17 protein-coding genes are annotated in these 16,126 nt (G+C 72.1%); 7 read left to right on the top strand and 10 right to left on the bottom strand.

The window, feature by feature from the left end; genetic code table 11:
- Positions 1 to 23 precede the first annotated feature (23 nt).
- The 5 genes from efeB to ABZY11_RS27825 all read right to left on the bottom strand — a co-directional run bounded on the left by efeB (position 24) and on the right by ABZY11_RS27825 (position 5,662).
- The gene (gene efeB, locus ABZY11_RS27845) at positions 24 to 1,298 is read right to left on the bottom strand and encodes an iron uptake transporter deferrochelatase/peroxidase subunit (RefSeq protein ID WP_356481774.1); all 1,275 of its coding nucleotides are present in this window, start codon (positions 1,296 to 1,298) and stop codon (positions 24 to 26) included.
- Between the two features lie 20 nt (positions 1,299 to 1,318).
- Positions 1,319 to 2,455: an iron uptake system protein EfeO gene (gene efeO / locus ABZY11_RS27840; protein WP_356481773.1), complete on the bottom strand. Its 1,137-nt coding sequence runs from the start codon at positions 2,453 to 2,455 to the stop codon at positions 1,319 to 1,321.
- Positions 2,456 to 2,646: 191 nt separating this feature from the next.
- The gene (locus tag ABZY11_RS27835) at positions 2,647 to 3,486 is read right to left on the bottom strand and encodes a heme ABC transporter ATP-binding protein (RefSeq protein ID WP_356481772.1); all 840 of its coding nucleotides are present in this window, start codon (positions 3,484 to 3,486) and stop codon (positions 2,647 to 2,649) included.
- On the bottom strand, positions 3,483 to 4,586 hold the full coding sequence (locus tag ABZY11_RS27830) for an iron ABC transporter permease (protein ID WP_356481771.1): 1,104 nt from the start codon (positions 4,584 to 4,586) through the stop codon (positions 3,483 to 3,485). The genes ABZY11_RS27835 and ABZY11_RS27830 overlap by 4 nt, the downstream gene beginning before the upstream one ends.
- A complete protein-coding gene (locus ABZY11_RS27825; RefSeq protein WP_356481770.1) occupies positions 4,583 to 5,662 on the bottom strand; it encodes an ABC transporter substrate-binding protein in 1,080 nt (359 codons plus the stop codon). The genes ABZY11_RS27830 and ABZY11_RS27825 overlap by 4 nt, the downstream gene beginning before the upstream one ends.
- Positions 5,663 to 5,796: 134 nt before the next feature.
- On the opposite strand from ABZY11_RS27825, the gene ABZY11_RS27820 reads away from it, so the two are divergent.
- The 3 genes from ABZY11_RS27820 (at position 5,797) to ABZY11_RS27810 (ending at position 9,614) form a co-directional block, all read left to right on the top strand.
- Complete coding sequence (locus ABZY11_RS27820; RefSeq protein WP_356481769.1) at positions 5,797 to 7,224, top strand: HtaA domain-containing protein; 1,428 nt, start codon at positions 5,797 to 5,799, stop codon at positions 7,222 to 7,224.
- 14 nt (positions 7,225 to 7,238) lie between these two features.
- Positions 7,239 to 8,816, top strand: coding sequence for an HtaA domain-containing protein (locus tag ABZY11_RS27815; protein ID WP_356481768.1), 1,578 nt, complete (start codon positions 7,239 to 7,241; stop codon positions 8,814 to 8,816).
- 81 nt (positions 8,817 to 8,897) lie between these two features.
- On the top strand, positions 8,898 to 9,614 hold the full coding sequence (locus ABZY11_RS27810) for a PhzF family phenazine biosynthesis protein (protein ID WP_356481767.1): 717 nt from the start codon (positions 8,898 to 8,900) through the stop codon (positions 9,612 to 9,614).
- Here the strand turns inward: ABZY11_RS27810 and ABZY11_RS27805 are convergent.
- Positions 9,604 to 10,269: a biliverdin-producing heme oxygenase gene (locus ABZY11_RS27805; protein WP_356481766.1), complete on the bottom strand. Its 666-nt coding sequence runs from the start codon at positions 10,267 to 10,269 to the stop codon at positions 9,604 to 9,606. The genes ABZY11_RS27810 and ABZY11_RS27805 overlap by 11 nt on opposite strands.
- A gap of 241 nt (positions 10,270 to 10,510) precedes the next feature.
- A complete protein-coding gene (gene map, locus ABZY11_RS27800) occupies positions 10,511 to 11,368 on the bottom strand; it encodes a type I methionyl aminopeptidase (protein WP_356481765.1) in 858 nt (285 codons plus the stop codon).
- 58 nt (positions 11,369 to 11,426) lie between these two features.
- Between map and ABZY11_RS27795 the strand changes: the two genes are divergently transcribed.
- The gene (locus ABZY11_RS27795; RefSeq protein ID WP_356481785.1) at positions 11,427 to 11,657 is read left to right on the top strand and encodes a hypothetical protein; all 231 of its coding nucleotides are present in this window, start codon (positions 11,427 to 11,429) and stop codon (positions 11,655 to 11,657) included.
- Between the two features lie 28 nt (positions 11,658 to 11,685).
- Here the strand turns inward: ABZY11_RS27795 and ABZY11_RS27790 are convergent, their stop codons facing one another.
- Together ABZY11_RS27790 and ABZY11_RS27785 are read right to left on the bottom strand one after the other, a co-directional pair.
- A complete protein-coding gene (locus ABZY11_RS27790; RefSeq protein ID WP_356481764.1) occupies positions 11,686 to 12,987 on the bottom strand; it encodes an MFS transporter in 1,302 nt (433 codons plus the stop codon).
- A 75-nt stretch (positions 12,988 to 13,062) separates the two neighbouring features.
- On the bottom strand, positions 13,063 to 13,662 hold the full coding sequence (locus ABZY11_RS27785; RefSeq protein WP_356481763.1) for a hypothetical protein: 600 nt from the start codon (positions 13,660 to 13,662) through the stop codon (positions 13,063 to 13,065).
- A 119-nt stretch (positions 13,663 to 13,781) separates the two neighbouring features.
- On the opposite strand from ABZY11_RS27785, the gene npdG reads away from it, so the two are divergent.
- Together npdG and ABZY11_RS27775 are read left to right on the top strand one after the other, a co-directional pair.
- A complete protein-coding gene (gene npdG / locus ABZY11_RS27780) occupies positions 13,782 to 14,492 on the top strand; it encodes an NADPH-dependent F420 reductase (protein WP_356481762.1) in 711 nt (236 codons plus the stop codon).
- A gap of 97 nt (positions 14,493 to 14,589) precedes the next feature.
- Positions 14,590 to 14,763, top strand: a complete 174-nt coding sequence (locus tag ABZY11_RS27775) for a hypothetical protein (RefSeq protein ID WP_356481761.1) — start codon at positions 14,590 to 14,592, stop codon at positions 14,761 to 14,763.
- 12 nt (positions 14,764 to 14,775) lie between these two features.
- Here ABZY11_RS27775 and ABZY11_RS27770 read toward each other — a convergent pair whose 3' ends face one another.
- Entirely contained in the window at positions 14,776 to 15,582 is an 807-nt protein-coding gene (locus ABZY11_RS27770) for a site-2 protease family protein (protein WP_356481760.1), read from the bottom strand.
- Between the two features lie 264 nt (positions 15,583 to 15,846).
- On the opposite strand from ABZY11_RS27770, the gene ABZY11_RS27765 reads away from it, so the two are divergent.
- Positions 15,847 to 16,126 (top strand): helix-turn-helix domain-containing protein (locus tag ABZY11_RS27765; protein ID WP_356481759.1); only part of this gene is annotated, 280 nt, incomplete at its 3' end.

Raw genomic sequence — 16,126 nt, 5'->3', positions numbered from 1 at the left:
TTCTCCTTCTGTTTCGAGTCCCGTTACGAGAACAGCGCCCGGCCCCACCAGTCGTCCTTGTCGCGGACGCCCGGCGGGACGGCGAAATGCGCCGAACCCACGTGCTGGATGTACTCGTTGAGTGCGTCGTGCGCCGCGAGGCGCCGCTGCATCGGAATGAATGCCCTGCGCACATCGCGCTGGTAGGCGATGAAGAACAGCCCGGCGTCGAGCCGGCCGAGGCCGTCCGTGCCGTCCGTGAAGGAGTAGCCGCGGCGCAGGATCGTCGCACCGTCGTTGCTGTCCGGGTGGGCGAGCCGCACATGCGCGGTCGGCAGCATCGCCTTCAGGAACGGCTCGTCGTGCTCCTTGGACTTGCCGACCGCAGCTCCCTCGCCCTTGTCGCGGCCGAAGACGTCCTCCTGCTCCTGGAGCGAGGTACGGTCCCAGGTCTCGATGTGCATCCGGATGCGCCGGGCCACCAGGTACGAACCCCCGGCCATCCAGCCCGCGTCGTCCTTCCCGCCCACCCACACGTGCTTGTCCAGGGCGGCGGTGTCGGTGCCGGAGATGTTCCGGGTGCCGTCCTTGAAGCCGAACATGTTGCGCGGGGTCTGGGCGTCCGGCGTGGTCGAGGACGTCTTGCCGAAGCCCAGCTGGGACCAGCGGATCGCGATGCGGCCCATGCCGATCCTGGCCAGGTTGCGGATGGCGTGCACCGCGACCTGCGGGTCGTCCGCGCACGCCTGGACGCAGATGTCGCCGCCGCTGCGGGCCGCGTCGAGGTTGTCGCCGGGGAACTTCGGCAGGTCGACGAGCGCCTCGGGGCGCTTGTCCTCAAGACCGAACCGGCCCTTGGCGAAGAGCGAGGGGCCGAAGCCGATGGTGAGCGTGAGCCGGGACGGCTTGAGCCCCAGTGCCTCGCCCGTGTCGTCCGGCGGGGCCTCGGCGAGACCGCCGTACGCCCCGTCGCCGACCGCGTGACCGGCCGTCATCCGCTCCGCCGCCCGCGTCCACTCCTTGAGCAGCGCGATCAGCTCGGCGCGGTCCTTCGTCGTCACGTCGAACGCGGCGAAGTGCAGCCTGTCCTGTACGGCGGTGGCGATACCGGCCTGGTGCGCACCGTGGAACGGCACGGCCGCACCGCTGTCCGCGGCCGGCACCGCGTCGTTCTCCGTACGCACCGCGGCGACCGCGCCGCCGGCCGCGACGGCGCCCAGCGCGAGACCCGCACCGCCCCAGCCGAGCAGCGCCCGGCGGGACGGTGCGGAACCGGCGGTCTCCTTCTGCGTTTCGGTGTCCTGTGTCTGACCGGACATGACCGGAGCCCTCCCGCTCGTTACTTCGTCACCGCGGCGGCGAGCCGGGACAGCGGCTCGGCCAGCGCGTTGACCGCGTCCGACAGCTCCTTGCGGTCCGCCTTGCCGACCTTCTCGTACGAGGTGAACTCGTAGGAGCTCTTGTCCTTGCGGTACTTGTCCAGCAGCGTGTTGAGCTCCGCGAACCGCTTGTCCAGGGTGGTGGTCAGCGCCGCGTCGTTCTTCGAGGCGATCGGCTTCAGCAGCTCGTAGGACTTCTCGGCGCCCTCGACGTTGCCCTTGAAGTCGATCAGGTCGGTGTGGCTGTAGCGCTCCTCCTCACCGGTGACCTTGCCGGTGGCGACCTCGTCGAGGAGCTCCTTGGCGCCGTTGGCCATCGAGGTCGGGGTGATGTCGGCGGTGCCGACCCGCTTCTGCCAGTCGAGCAGGTCCTTGTAGAGGACCGGACCGAGGGCCTTCTCCTCGGCGCCCAGCTTCTTGTCCTGCCACAGCGCCTTCTCCAGGCGGTGCCAGCCGGTCCACTTCTGGCCGTCCTCCAGGCCGTCCTCGCGGATGTCGACCTTCGGGTCGATGTCGCCGAAGGACTCGGCGACCGGCTCGGTGCGCTCCCAGCCGAGCCGCGAGTCGGCGTAGATCTTCTTGGCGGCCTCGATGTCACCGGCGGCGACGGCGTCCGTGAACTTCTTGGCCTTCGGCAGCGTTTCGTCGGCCTGCGCCTGGACGTAGGTGCGGTACTCCGCGACGGCCTTGTCCATCTCGGGGCTGCGCTTGGCCGCGGTGCCGCCGGTGATCTCCAGCTTCTGCCGGATGCCGTGGCCCTTCATGCCGGGCTTGCAGGCGATCTCGTACGAACCGGCCTTGATCTCGGCCGTGATGTTGGCCTTGGTGCCGGGGCCGATGTTCTCGCGCTCGGCGACGATGCGGTCGTCCGGGAAGAGGACGTAGACCTCGGTGACCTTGGAGCCCTTGTTCTGCACGGCCAGTTCGATGTGACCGGCCGGCAGCTTCGTCTTCGACACCTCGCAGGAATCGTCCTTCGCGACGACCTGCACGGCGCCGTCACCCTTGCCGTCGCTCTTCTGCGCACAGCCCGTGACGGCGGTCAGAGCGGCCACCGTGGCGGCAGCGGTGACGACGGAGAAACGAACGGCTCGCATACGGGCTCCACATGAGGACGAAGGAGAAGCGGGAGAAGATCGGGACAAAGTCAGGTGAGGCGGACCTAACTTAACCGAGGCTTACCTGAGCGATACCCACCTGTGCCGTGATTCAGCTCTCATCCCGCAGGTGCGGGAACGGGCTGATCACGGACTACCCATGGGCGTCCCACAGAAAGGTCAAGCAATGGTCAAGTCCCTCTGGTCGGCACGACGAGCGGCACCCCGGTCCGCGGGTGCGGGAACACCTCGACCGACTGCCGGTAGACCTCGCCGAGCAGCTCGCCGGTGAACACCCCGGCGGGCGGCCCGGCCACCGCGATCCGCCCGTCGTGCAGCACCGCCGCCCGGTCCGCGTAGGCCGCCGCGAGACCCAGATCGTGCAGCACCACGACGACCGCGTCCCCGGCTGCGGCCCGCTCCCGGCAGATCCGCAGCACCAACTCCTGGTGGCGCAGATCGAGCGCGGCCGTCGGCTCGTCGAGCAGCAGCAGCCCGGCGCGCTGCGCCAGCACCCTGGCCAGCGCGACCCGGGCCCGTTCGCCGCCGGACAGGGCGGCGAACGGGCGCGCGGCGAACTCGATGACCTCGGTCGCCGCCATCGCCGCGGCGACCGCCGGATCGTCCTCGTCCGCCCGCTCCGTACCGGCCCACGGCGCCCGCCCCATCCGTACGACGTCCAGCACCGGGAACGGGAACGACAGCGCGGCGGACTGCGGCAGCACGGCCCGGCGCAGCGCCAGTTCGGCGGCCGACCAGTCGGTGACCGGACGCCCGTCGATGCATACCTCACCGCGCTCGACGGGCAGATCGGCGGCCAGCGCCGCCAGCAGGGTCGACTTGCCCGCCCCGTTGGGCCCCACGAGCGCCAGCACCTCGCCCGCGTACGCGGTCAGACCGATGGAGTCGAGCACCGGACGCTCCCCGAGCCGCACCCGCAGCCCGCGCGCCTCGGCGACGGGGGAGCCGGGGGAGACGGGAGCGGGCAACCGCCGTCCCCGTACCCGGAACGGATTCCTGAGGGCCCTCATGCCCAACCACCTTGCTTGCGACGGGTCCTGCGCAGCAGCCAGAAGAAGAACGGGCTGCCGAAGAGCGCGGTCAGCACACCGAGCGGCAGCTCGGCGGGATCGGCGACGGTACGGGCCGCGAGATCGCCCACCACCAGCACCAGGGCGCCGCCGAGCGCGCTGCCGGGGATCAGGAAGCGATGGCCGGGACCGTTCGCCATCCGCAGCAGATGCGGCACCAGCAGCCCCACGAACGAGATGATCCCGGCGACCGCCACCGCGGCGGCGGTCAGCAGCGCCACGAGGAGCACGAGCACGATCCGGAGCCGTTCGACATCGACCCCCAGGTGCCGGGCGGGCCGCTCACCGAGGGCGAGGAGGTCCAGCTTCCGGGCGTGGAACGGCGCGACGAGCAGCCCGAGCACCGCGCACGGCAGCACGGCGAGCACCTTGGGCCAGGTCGCCTGGGCCAGCGAGCCCAGCTGCCAGAAGGTGATCTGCGAGATCTGCGCGTTGTCGGCGAAGAAGATGAACAGCCCGATCAGCGCGCCCGCGAAGGCGTTGACCGCGATCCCGGTGAGGATCAGCGTCACCACCTCGGTCCGTCCGCCCGACCGGGACAGCGCATACACCAGCAGTACGGTCGCGAGTCCGGCGGCGAACGCGCAGACGGTGACGGTCCAGTTGCCGAAGAAACTCAGCCCGAGCGCGATCGAGGCGACCGCGCCGACCGCGGCGCCGGAGGAGATCCCGATGACCCCGGGCTCGGCGAGCGGATTGCCGAAAGCCCCCTGCATCAGGGCGCCCGCACAGCCCAGCGACGCCCCGGCCAGCAGCGCGAGGACGACCCTCGGCAGCCGTACGTTCCACAGCACGCTCTCGCCGACCCGGTCCAGCGCGGCCCCGCCGAGGCCGAGCCGGTGCTGGACGGAGCCGAGGACGTCGCCGAGCGGGATGCGGTACGCGCCGAGTCCGGCGGAGAGCAGACAGCACACCAGGAGGGCGGCGAGCAGCCCGGCGGTCAGCGCGAAGGACGAGGAGCGCCGGGGCTTCGGTGCGGATGGCCCATCCGGCGTCGCGGCGGCACCGGACGGGGTGCGCTCCTGGGACGTGGTGGTCACTGGTCCGCCCCGTCCTCCGGATAAAGCTGCGCGATCAGTTCGCTCAGCACCCGGTCCGTGCGCGGGCCGTAGTTCAGCAGCACCCCGTCGTCGATGGAGACGATCCGCCGGTCCATTCCGGCCGGGGTCTCGGCGACGCCCGGGATCTTCACCAGTCCGTCGACGCCGCCCACCGAGTCGAGCCCCTTGCTCATCACCAGGATGGCGTCGGGGGCGGCTTCGGCGAGTGCCTCGCTGGTGATGGCGGTGAAGTCCTTCTTCAGCCCGGACGCCTTGCCCGCGTCGACGGCTCCCGCCGCTTCGAGGAGCGAGCTCGCCCCCGACTCCCGGCCGCCCAGCAGATACACGGAGGCCGAGCCGCGCAGATAGAGGAAGGCGACCCGGGGCTTCTTCCGGCCGTCCGCCGGGGCGGGCACGGACTCGCGTACGGCGTCGATGCGCGACCGGGTGCGCGTCTTCAGTTCGGCGCCCGAGTCCGGCACGCCCAGGGCCGCTGCCACGGTGCCGATCCGGCGTCCGACGTCGGAGAGCTGCCGGGCCGGTTCGACGACGACGAGCGGGATGCCGGCGTCCCGGATCTGGCTGATTGCCTCCGCCGGTCCGGTGGTGGTCTCGGCGAGCACGACGGTCGGCCTCAGCGACAGCACGCTCTCCGCCGACACGTCATGAGCACGGGTCACCACCGGGAGTTTCGCGGCCTGTTCGAAGGTGGCGGTGATGTCACGGGCCACGACCCGCTTGCCGAGGCCGAGCGTGAAGACGATCTCGCTCAGGCCGCCGGTCAGCGGAACGATCCGGTCCGTCGAGGCGACGGTGACCTCGGTACCGTCCGCCGACTCCACCGTGACGGGCAGTTCCGGTTCTGGTGCGGTGGCGAGGGGCTCGACCCGGTCGGCAGCGGCCCCGGCAGCGGCGGCGGGTGCCCCCGGGTCCGTACCGCCGCCGCAGCCCGTCAGGACGAGGGCCAGGGCGAGTACGGCCGTCAGGGCGCCGAGCGGTCCACGGCTCCCGGCCCGCCCGCGCCCCGGCCGCCGGCCGGCCCGGCCCGATGGGGCGAAGTCCTGCGAGAAGCGCACTGGGGCACCGTCCTGTCGTTCCGTGGCGGGTACTTGGTCCTGGTATGCGAGCGATGCGGGGGTAGGGGTGCCACCTCATGGCTCGCGTAGCTTAGGTTAGCCTTACCTCACTTTCTAGATCTCGGAGGGGTCCCATGCTGCCGTCCAGACCTGCCCGCGCACTCGCTGTCGCGCTCCTCGCGGCGGTGCTGGGAGCCCTGCTCCCGGCCACCGCCGCGCAGGCGGCGGGCCGCACGGTGCAGGGCGGCAGGCTGGACTGGGGGATCAAGTCCTCCTTCCAGAGCTATGTCACCGGCCCGATCGCCAACGGCAGTTGGAGCCTGACGGGCGGCGCCGCCACGGTCGGCGGCAACCGGTTCCGCTTCCACTCCGCCACCGGTTCCTACGACCCGGCGACCGGCGCCTTCGGCTCCGGCTTCGCGGGCGGGGTCCGCTTCCTCGGCCACCGGAAACCCGACGGCGGCCATGAACTCGACCTCACCATCAGCCGCCCCACCGTCCGCATCGCGGGCGGCGGCGGCACCCTGTACGCCGACGTGGTCAGCAAGGACCGGGGGAGCGGCCGGGTGAGCTCGGCCGCCCAGGTGCCGATGGCGACGCTCGGTCTGTCCGGGATCGACATGAAGGGCGGTGCCACCCCCATCGCCCTCCGCGACGTCCCGGCGACCCTGACGGCCCAGGGCGCGAAGGCGTTCGCCGGTTACTACACGGCCGGCACCCCGCTCGACCCGGTCAGCCTCACCGTGGACACCTCCGCCCCGGCCGGGAAGCCCGCCGCCTCCAAGTCCCCCGGGAAGAAACCGGAGCCGAGGAGGACCGCGACGGCCGCCGGGCGCTTCGAGGACGCCGCCGTCGACTGGGGCGTCCGCCGGACCTTCCGCGAATACGTCACCGGCCCCATCGGCAAGGGGGAGTGGACCTTCGCCGAGGGTGCCCAGGACGGCGGGGCGCTCTTCCGCTTCCCGCGCGGCAGGGGCACGTACGACCCGAAGAAGCAGAGCCTGGACGCCGGCTTCGCGGGCAGCGTCCGCTTCACCGGAGCCGACGGACTCGACCTGCGACTGTCGGCGGTCGCGGTCCGGGTGAAGGCGGGCAGGGGCACGCTCTCGGCCGACGTCCTGAGCGGCGGCGACCGGCGCGAGGCCGTTCCGCTCGTCACCTTCACCGCGAAGGACTTCACGCCGAAGAACGGTCTGGCCGTCCTCACCGAAGCACCCGCCACCCTCACCACCGACGGTGCCGAGGCGTTCGGCTCGCTCTACCGGGCGGGCACCGCGATGGACCCGGTCTCGCTGGCCGTCGCCGTGGATGCCGGGGCCGAACTGCCCGCCCTGCCCGACCTGGGCAGCGCCCCCGACCCGTCCTCCGACCCGTCCGCCGAGCAGCCCGCCCAGTCCACGGAGCAGGCCGCCCTCGCTGCGGCATCCGATTCCAGTACCGCCCTGTATCCGGCCATCGGCGGCGCCGGCCTGCTCGCCGCCGCGGCGGGCGCGCTGCACCTCGTCCGCCGCCGCCGCACCCGGCAAAACGACAACCAGCCCCCGTCCCACCCCCGTTCCTGAGGAGATCAACGACCATGGCAGCCAACCGCCGCCCCATAGCTCTCACCGCCGCAGTCGCCACGGCGGCCGCCCTCGGCGCCACCGTGTTCGCCCTTCCGGCGCTCGCGGCCGACGGCACCGCAGTCGACGCGGCGGCCGCCGCCGCACCGAAGCTGGAGCTGAAGGACGGCACGCTGGAATGGGGTGTCAAGGAGTCCTTCCGCAAGTACCTCGCCTCGTCGTTCTCCGGCGGGAAGATCACCGTCGAGGGCGGTGCCACCCAGGCGCCCGGCAACGGTGTGTTCACCTTCGCCGACGGCAAGGGCACGTACGACACGGCCACGCACGGCACCGACACCGCCTTCGGCGGCGGCGTCAACTTCTACGCCCACGGGGGCGTTCTCGACATCACGCTCTCCGACGTGAAGCTCGCCACGGCCGGTACCGGCGGCGCGATCACCGTCGATGTCACGACCCCGCAGGGCACCCGCGACGACGTGGAGTTCGCGGCCCTCGACCTCTCGGCGGTGAAGCCCGGCCGGGGCGAGGGCGGCGCGATGGTCTTCAAGGGCATCCCGGCGACGCTGACGAAGGCGGGCTCCGAGGCGTTCAACGGCCAGTACAAGGAGGGCGACGCGCTCGACCCGGCCACCCTCTCGGTGAAGGCGGTCGCGGCCCCGACCGAGGAGCCGACCGGCGAACCGACCGGGAAGTCCACCACGAGGCCGACCACCGAGCCCACCGGGAAGCCGACCACCAACCCGAGCGCGAAGCCCACCTCGGCCGCGCCCCCGTCCCCCTCGGCCACCGGCAAGCCGGCCGCCGACACCCCGGGCGAGATCGTCGACGGCACCCTGGACTGGGGCGTCAAGAAGTCCTTCCGTACGTACGTCACGGGCCCGATCGCCCACGGCAGGGTCGAGACGACGGCCGGCGCCACCGCATCCGGCGACGGCTACCGGTTCCCCGACGCGACCGGCCGTTTCGACGCCGCGAAGCAGACCCTGAACGCCGAATTCCACGGCAAGGTCCGCTTCCTGGGCCACGAGGAGAACGGCGCGTACACCCTCGACCTCTCCCTGACCGGCATGGAGATCCAGGTGAACGGTACGAAGGGCACCCTGATCGCGGACGTCTCCACCAAGGACCGCACGACCAGGAAGGTCTCCACATACACCGGTCTGGCCGTCGCGGACCTGAAGCTGCCCAAGGGCGAACTCACCACCGAGAACGGCGTGGTGAACATCTCGGCCGTCCCGGCGACCCTCACGGCCGACGGCACCAAGGCGTTCGGCGGCATGTACCGGGCCGGTGAGCAGCTCGACGCGCTGACCGTCGCGGTCGCTCTCGACAAGGACGCCGAACTCCCGGGCGCCGCAGGCGGTTCCGGCTCGACGGGCGGTACCACGACCACCGGTGGCGGCAGTGCGGCCGGCGGCCTTGCAGGCGGCTCGGTCGGCGGTTCGGCCGGCGGTGGCTCGGTCGGTGGCGCGGGCTCCCTCGCCGCCACCGGCTCCGGACTCCCGGCGGACGCCCTGTTCGCTGCCTCGGGCGTCGCCGTGGCGGCCGGTGCCGGAGTCGTGATCGCGGCCCGCCGTCGCCGTACCGCCTGAGCCCTCCGCGTCGTCCCGTGACGGCACCGCCCGGGTGGACCGGCCGAACGGCCGCCATCCGGGCGGTGCTTGAATGCCCGTGTGAGCGACAGCGACTTCGACGTACCCGACGGCATCGACGTACTACGCGTGTTCTGCGGCCCCGACGGCCGACACGGCAACGCCCTCGGTGTGGTGCGCGACGGCCGGGCCCACCCGGACCGGGCGTCCCGGCAGGCACTGGCCGGCCGGCTCGGCTTCAGCGAGACGGTGTTCGTCGACGACCCCGAGCGCGGGCGTGTGGACATCTACACCCCGGGACTCCGCCTCCCGTTCGCCGGCCATCCGCTCGTCGGCACGGCCTGGCTGCTCGATCTGGAGATCCTGGAGCTTCCGGTCGGGGAGGTATTCGCCCGTCAGGACGGCGAGTTCACCTGGATCACCGCCCGCCCCGAGTGGGCACCCCCGCGCACGCTGGAGCGGTACGGGTCCGTCGCCGAGGTCGAGGCGCTCACCGGGCCGCCGCCGGGGGAGGGCTGGCTGTACGTATGGGCCTGGGAGGACGAGGCGGCCGGCCGGGTCAGGGCGCGGGCGTTCCCCCGGCGCGACGACAACATCGTGGAGGACGAGGCGACCGGAGCGGCCGCGCTGCTGCTCAGCGCCGAGCTGGGGCGGGCCCTCAACATCACGCAGGGACGCGGCTCGCAGATCCTCACCGCTCCGGCACCCGACGGCACGGTGGAGGTCGGCGGCCGCGTCCTGCTGGCTCACCGCGGAAGGCCGAGCCCGTCCCCCGCCGGACAGGGCGCTACGCGCTGAGCGGGAACACCTCGCCCAGCTCCCGGAACACCGCCGTGTTCAGCGCGAACGCGCGCTTGCACTCGTCGACGATGCGCTGCTTCTCCAGGTCGTCCGCCTCCACCGCGTCCAGCAGCTCGCGGTAACCCCGCTTGAACGAGGCGGGGTTGGATATCCCCTCGAAGACGTAGAACCGGACGCCGTCGCCCTTGCGCGCGAAGCCCCAGGCCTTCTCCGCCCGGTCGCGGATGATCTGGCCGCCGGAGAGGTCGCCGAGGTAGCGGGTGTAGTGGTGCGCGACATATCCGGCCGGCCAGTCGCGGGCGCACTCGGCGACCCGGGCGGCGTACGCGGCCGTGGCCGGCAGCGGCTCCAGGCCCGCGCGCCAGTCCGCACCCCGCAGGTGGGCCAGATCGCGCTCCAGCTCGGCGGTGCGCATCAGCTCGGGCCGTATGAACGGACCGGCGACCGGATCGCTGTGCAGCGCCTGCGCCCCCTCCTCCAGTGCCCGGTACACGAACCACAGCTGCTCGGTGTAGCACGTGTACGCGTCCACTCCGAGCCGCCCGCCCAGCAGGTCGCTCATGAAGGTCGAGGTCTCCGCCTCGGTGTGCTGCGCGTGCGACGCGGTACGGATGAGCGTCGAGAAGGGCGTGGTGGCGGCGGTTGCGTCCAAGGCGGGCCTCCGGGGACCGAGGGGGACGGGAAGTCCAGAAAGAGACGGAAATGTCGGCGGCGACCGCGTGGTTGCGGCGGTGGCTGCCGACGACTCCGATCCTCCTACTTAGGCTTACCTAAGTCAACAGCTTCCCGACGCTCTGTCGGTAAAAACGATACGCCTGGTTCCGCCTCCGCGCGGGGTACGCGAAAGCGGCCGCCCGGGGGCGGCCGCTTTCGGGGAGGAACTGTCCGGGTGGCTACGGGAGCGTCAGGATCTCGGCGCCCGTCTCCGTCACCACCAGCGTGTGCTCGAACTGGGCGGTGCGCCTGCGGTCCTTCGTCACCACGGTCCAGCCGTCGTCCCACATGTCGTAGTCATGGCTGCCCAGCGTCAGCATCGGCTCGATGGTGAACGTCATCCCGGGCCGCATCACGGTGGTCGCGTGCGGGCTGTCGTAGTGCGGAATGATCAGGCCTGAGTGGAACGAGGAGTTGATCCCGTGCCCCGTGAAGTCCCGCACCACCCCGTAGCCGAAGCGCTTGGCGTACGACTCGATGACCCGCCCGATCACATTGACCTGCCGCCCCGGCCGGACCGCCTTGATCGCCCGGTTCAGCGACTCCTCGGTGCGCTCCACGAGCAGCCGGGACTCCTCGTCCACGTCGCCGCAGAGATACGTGGCGTTGTTGTCGCCGTGCACACCGTTGATGTACGCCGTGACGTCGAGGTTCACGATGTCGCCGTCGCGCAGCACGGTGGAGTCCGGGATGCCGTGGCAGATCACCTCGTTGAGCGAGGTGCAGAGCGACTTGGGGAACCCGCGGTAGCCGAGCGTCGACGGGTAGGCGCCGTGGTCGCACATGAACTCATGGGCGACCCGGTCGAGTTCGTCCGTCGTGACGCCCGGGGCGATGTGCTTCGCGGCCTCCGCCATCGCCTGCGCGGCGATCCGGCCGGCGATGCGCATGCGCTCGATGGTGTCGGTGTCCTGGACCTCCGGACCGGTGTACGGGGTGGGGGCCGGCTTGCCCACGTATTCGGGGCGCCGGATGTTTCCGGGTACGGAGCGGACGGGAGTGATCTCCCCGGGTACGAGCAGCGACTGGCCAGACATGTCAGCGAGTCTAACCAGCGTGCTTGGGGCAGCATGGCCCCGAGGGAAGGAGCCGATGATGGCCCTGTTCAAGAAGCGCACGGTCGGCAAGCCGGGCGAGTGGTACTACTGCCTGGAGCACAAGAAGGTCGAGGAGGGCCCCGAGTGCCCGGCCAAGGACCGTTTCGGGCCGTACACCTCCCGCGAGGAGGCGCAGCACGCGATGGACACCGCCCGGGAGCGGAACCTGGAGTGGGAGAACGACCCCAGGTGGCACGACGGGGGCACACCGCCCGATCCGGAGGCCTGACCGGGGGTGACGCGCCGGGACGCGCTCCTCAGGCGGCGGACGGGCTGGATTCCCCGGCTTCCCGCCTGCGCAGCGCGTCCTCGTCCGTCTCGGAGTCGTAGGTGAGCAGCTTCGGCAGTGCCGCCGTGAGCAGCCCGACCGAGGCCACGCACGCCACCCCGCCGCTCCAGATCGCCGACCGGGTCCCCGTCCAGCCCGCCATCGCACCGGCCCGCACCTGACCCAGCTGCGGGCCGACGCTGTACGAGAGCACCTCGATGCCCGCCAGCCGGCCCCGCAGCTCCTCCGGGATGGTCTGGTTCCAGATCGTGGAGCGGCCCAGACCGCTGAGCATGTCGCCCGCGCCCGCCACCGCCAGGCAGACCAGCACCAGCCACACGTTGCCGAACCATCCGGCCGCCGCGATCGCCAGCCCCCAGACCGCGGCCCCGAACACCACGAACAGCCCGTGCCGCCGCACCCGTGACGTCCAGCCGCTGGTCAGCCCCAGCACCAGCGACCCGACCGACCCGGCCGCGTACATCAGGCCCAGCGACCAGTCGGCGTCCAGCTCGTCCGCGAGGAACGGGAAGATCGTGTTCGGGAAGGCGAAGAACATCGCCGCCAGGTCGACCGCGTACGTTCCCAGCAGCACCGGCCGGCTCCAGGCGTACCGTGCCCCCTCGGCGATGCCGCGCAGCGAGGGCTTCTGGCCCTCCCGGGCGGGCGGCGCGGGCGCCAGGCGCAGACACAGCAGCACGGAGACGGCGAACGTGGCCACCGTGACCGCGTACGCCGTGGCGTGCCCGGCGTAGGCCACCACGAGCCCCGCCACCGCCGGACCGGTGATCGCGCCGAACTGCCAGCGCAGCGAGTTCAGCGCGGCGGCCGCGGTCTGCTGCTCGTGCGGCACGATCCGGGCCATCAGGGAGTCCAGCGCGGGCCGCTGGAGCCCGGCGAGCGCGGAGACCCCGGCCGCGACCAGATAGAGCGGCCAGAGCAGCGGGCCGGGCAGCGCCGCGTTCACCAGGAGTACGAGAGCGAGCAGCCCCAGCCCCGCCTCGGTGGCCAGGATCACCTTGCGGCGGTCCGCGGCGTCCGCGAGCGCCCCGCCGTACAGGCCGAAGACGACCAGCGGCACCAGCTCGACCGCGCCCATCACACCGACGGCCAGCGGGGAGCCCGTCAGCTCCTTGATCTGGAGCGGCAGCGCGATCATCGCCATGAAGCTGCCGAAGTACGTCACCAGCCCCTGGATCCACAGCAGCCGGAAGTCGGAGGAGGAGCGGAGCGGCGCGAGGTCGGGCAGCAGGGCGGCCGACCGGGCGGCCAGGGACGGAGCAGAGGTCACGGGAGGCCATGCTCCGGCCCCGCAGGTACCGCCGCAACGGAATTTCCGCGCCGCCGGCCCGTCACCGGAGGGCCGTCACCAGCGGGCGGGAGGAGGCGCCGTCAGCTGGTCGGCGAGCCGGGACAGCCGGTCCCGGAAGCCGCGGCGGCCGCGTGGCGCGGGGGCGCTGTTCTCCCCGGCCGCCGCGCTCACCAGATGCTGCACGGTGTCCAGGTCGACGTCGTCGCCGGTCACCGCGAGCGTCTCATGGGCGAGCCCGCACACCTCCGGATCACCGTCGTTCAGCGAGAGCACCGTGGCCCCGGCGCGCCGCGCGTCGTGCACCCGCTCCAGCAGCCCCGCGCCGGGCCGCTCCGGGGCCACCAGGAGCAGCGTCTCGCCCCGCCCCGCCGCCTCGATCCGGCCCAGACCGACGGCCAGATGCGCGGGGCCGCCCGGCTCCACCCGATGGCGCACCAGGGTGGGGGTCAGCTCCGGCAGCCCGGACCAGGTGGACTCGTCGACCAGATGGGCCGCCAGATGCCACGGTTCGTACGCCGCCGTCCCCACCAGCAGCAGGCCGCCGCCGTGCGGCACGACGGACGACCTCAGCGCTCCGGCGAACCGCCGGGTCGCGGCGGGCCACTCGGTCCCGGCGAGCACTTCACGGAGCAGGGCCACGCGTACGGCATCCATGGCCCGGCATCATGCCCCAGCACCCGTGCCCGGCACCGGAGAACGGCTCCGAACCAGCCGAACGGGGAACGAGGGGAGAGACCGGGGCCCGCTCCGTGGCGGGCAGTAATGTCGGAGCCATGACTACGAATGACAGCGACAGCGCGGCCAAGCCCCCCGCCAAGGACCCCTGGGATCTTCCCGACGTCTCCGGGCTGACCGTCGGCGTGCTCGGCGGCACCGGCCCCCAGGGACGCGGCCTCGCCTACCGGTTCGCCCGCGCCGGGCAGAAGGTGATCATCGGCTCCCGGGCCGCCGACCGCGCGGCGAGCGCCGCCGACGAGCTGGGCCACGGCGTCGAGGGCGCGGACAACGCGGAGTGCGCACGTCGCAGCGACATCGTGATCGTCGCCGTGCCGTGGGACGGCCACGCCAAGACCCTGGAGTCGCTGCGGGACGAACTCGCGGGCAAGCTCGTCATCGACTGCGTCAACCCGCTCGGCTTCGACAAGAAGGGCGCCTACGCGCTGAAGCCCGAGGAGGGCAGCGCCGCCGAGCAGGCCGCCGCCCTGCTGCCGGAGTCCCGGGTCACCGCCGCCTTCCACCACCTCTCGGCGGTGCTGCTCCAGGACGAGTCCATCGAGGAGATCGACACCGATGTGCTGGTGCTGGGCGAGGCCCGCGCCGACACCGACCTCGTACAGGCGCTGGCGGGCCGGATCCCCGGCATGCGCGGCATCTTCGCCGGCCGGCTGCGCAACGCCCACCAGGTCGAGTCGCTGGTCGCCAACCTGATCTCGGTCAACCGCCGCTACAAGGCGCACGCGGGGCTCCGTACCACCGACGTCTGAGCCGGACCCGTTCCCGGACCCACCCTGCGGTGAACGGAAAGGGGCATGGGGGACACTGGACGGGACCGTGCACCACCCCCGACAGGAGCCGCCCCCCATGCCCCGACTCGCTCTCTACGCCATCACCGTCTGCGTCCTGGCCGTCGTCGCGGCCGTGATCTCGTTCGCCCAGGGCAGCCTGCTCGGGATCGTCTGGGTGCTACTGGCCGGGCTCTCGTCCAACATGGCGTGGTTCTACCTGCGCCGGCAGCGCGCGCAGACCGCCGAATGAGGCGGACAGCTCCTACGGGCTGACCGCGCAGACCGGATACTCCTCGTTCCAGTTCTCCCAGAAGCGGTAGGCGGCGCGGCCGCACTCCGTGTCCAGCCCGCTCACGCCCAGGGAATCCAGCAGACCGTGGACCGCGTCGAAGAAGACGTGGTTGATCCCCGGGATCCACAGCACGCCGAACACCGCGAGCAGCCCGAACTGCGCGAACGGCGCCATCCGGCGCCGGATCCGGTACGACAGCCAGGGCTCGATCACCCCGTACCCGTCCAGCCCGGGGACCGGCAGGAAGTTCAGGATCGCCGCGGTGACCTGAAGCAGCGCCAGGAACGCCAGCGCGTACCGGAACTCCTTCGGGACGCCCTCCAGCGCGTGCAGCCAGAACGGCGCCGTGCACACCAGCGCGAACAGCACATTCGTCAGCGGGCCCGCCGCCGAGATCAGACTGTGCTTCCAGCGCCCGTGGATCCGCCCCCGCTCGATGAAGACGGCGCCGCCGGGCAGACCGATACCGCCCATGATCACGAACAGCACCGGCAGCACGATGCTGAGCAGGGCGTGCGTGTAGGCGAGCGGATTGAGGCTGAGGTAGCCCTTGGCGCCGACCGAGAGGTCCCCGCTGTGCAGCGCGGTGCGGGCGTGCGCGTACTCGTGCAGGCAGAGCGAGACCACCCACGCCCCGGTGACGAAGAGGAAGACCGCGAGCCCGTACGGATACCCGATGCCGGTCCACACCGCCCAGCCCGACACCGCCGTCACGGCGACGATCCCGAGGAAGACCGGGCTGATCCGCCGGTCGCTGCGGGCTGCTGCGGTGGTCATCGGCGAACTCCTGACGGGCGGCCGGAAGCGGAACGGGGCGGCGGGCAGGAGCCCGACCGTACAGGCGACACGTCACAAACGTCTCGCACCGGGGCGGTGGTTCCGGAAAGGGTGGGGGCATGACGAGCGATCCCGGAGCTGGAGCAGGACGCGATCCCGGAGCACGGCGCGACCCCGGAGCACGTCGCGAGACCGGATCACGGCGCACAGGGGCGCGACCGGACATGTGTGCCCTTCCCGATCCCGGTCGCGGAGAATAGGCCGGTGCGCTACTGCATCCTCGGAACGACCCGGGCACTCCGCGACGACGGCACGGCCGTCGCCATCGGCGGGGCGCGGCTGCGCGCCCTGCTCACCGTCCTCGCGCTGCGCCCCGGCCGCACCGTCCCCGCCGCCGTGCTCGTCGACGAGGTGTGGGACGGCGACCCGCCCGCCGAGGCGGTGCGCGCCCTCCAGGCGCTCGTCGGCCGGCTGCGGCGGGCCGTCGGCCGCGACGCGATCGTCTCCGCGGACAACGGCTACCGGCTGGCCGCCGAGCCGGACG

It is taken from the genome of Streptomyces sp. NPDC006510 (genome assembly GCF_040611955.1).
GTDB lineage: Bacteria > Actinomycetota > Actinomycetes > Streptomycetales > Streptomycetaceae > Streptomyces.
The sequence above is the reverse complement of the archived record's forward strand: the minus strand, read 5'-3'. Positions and strand labels throughout refer to the sequence as shown.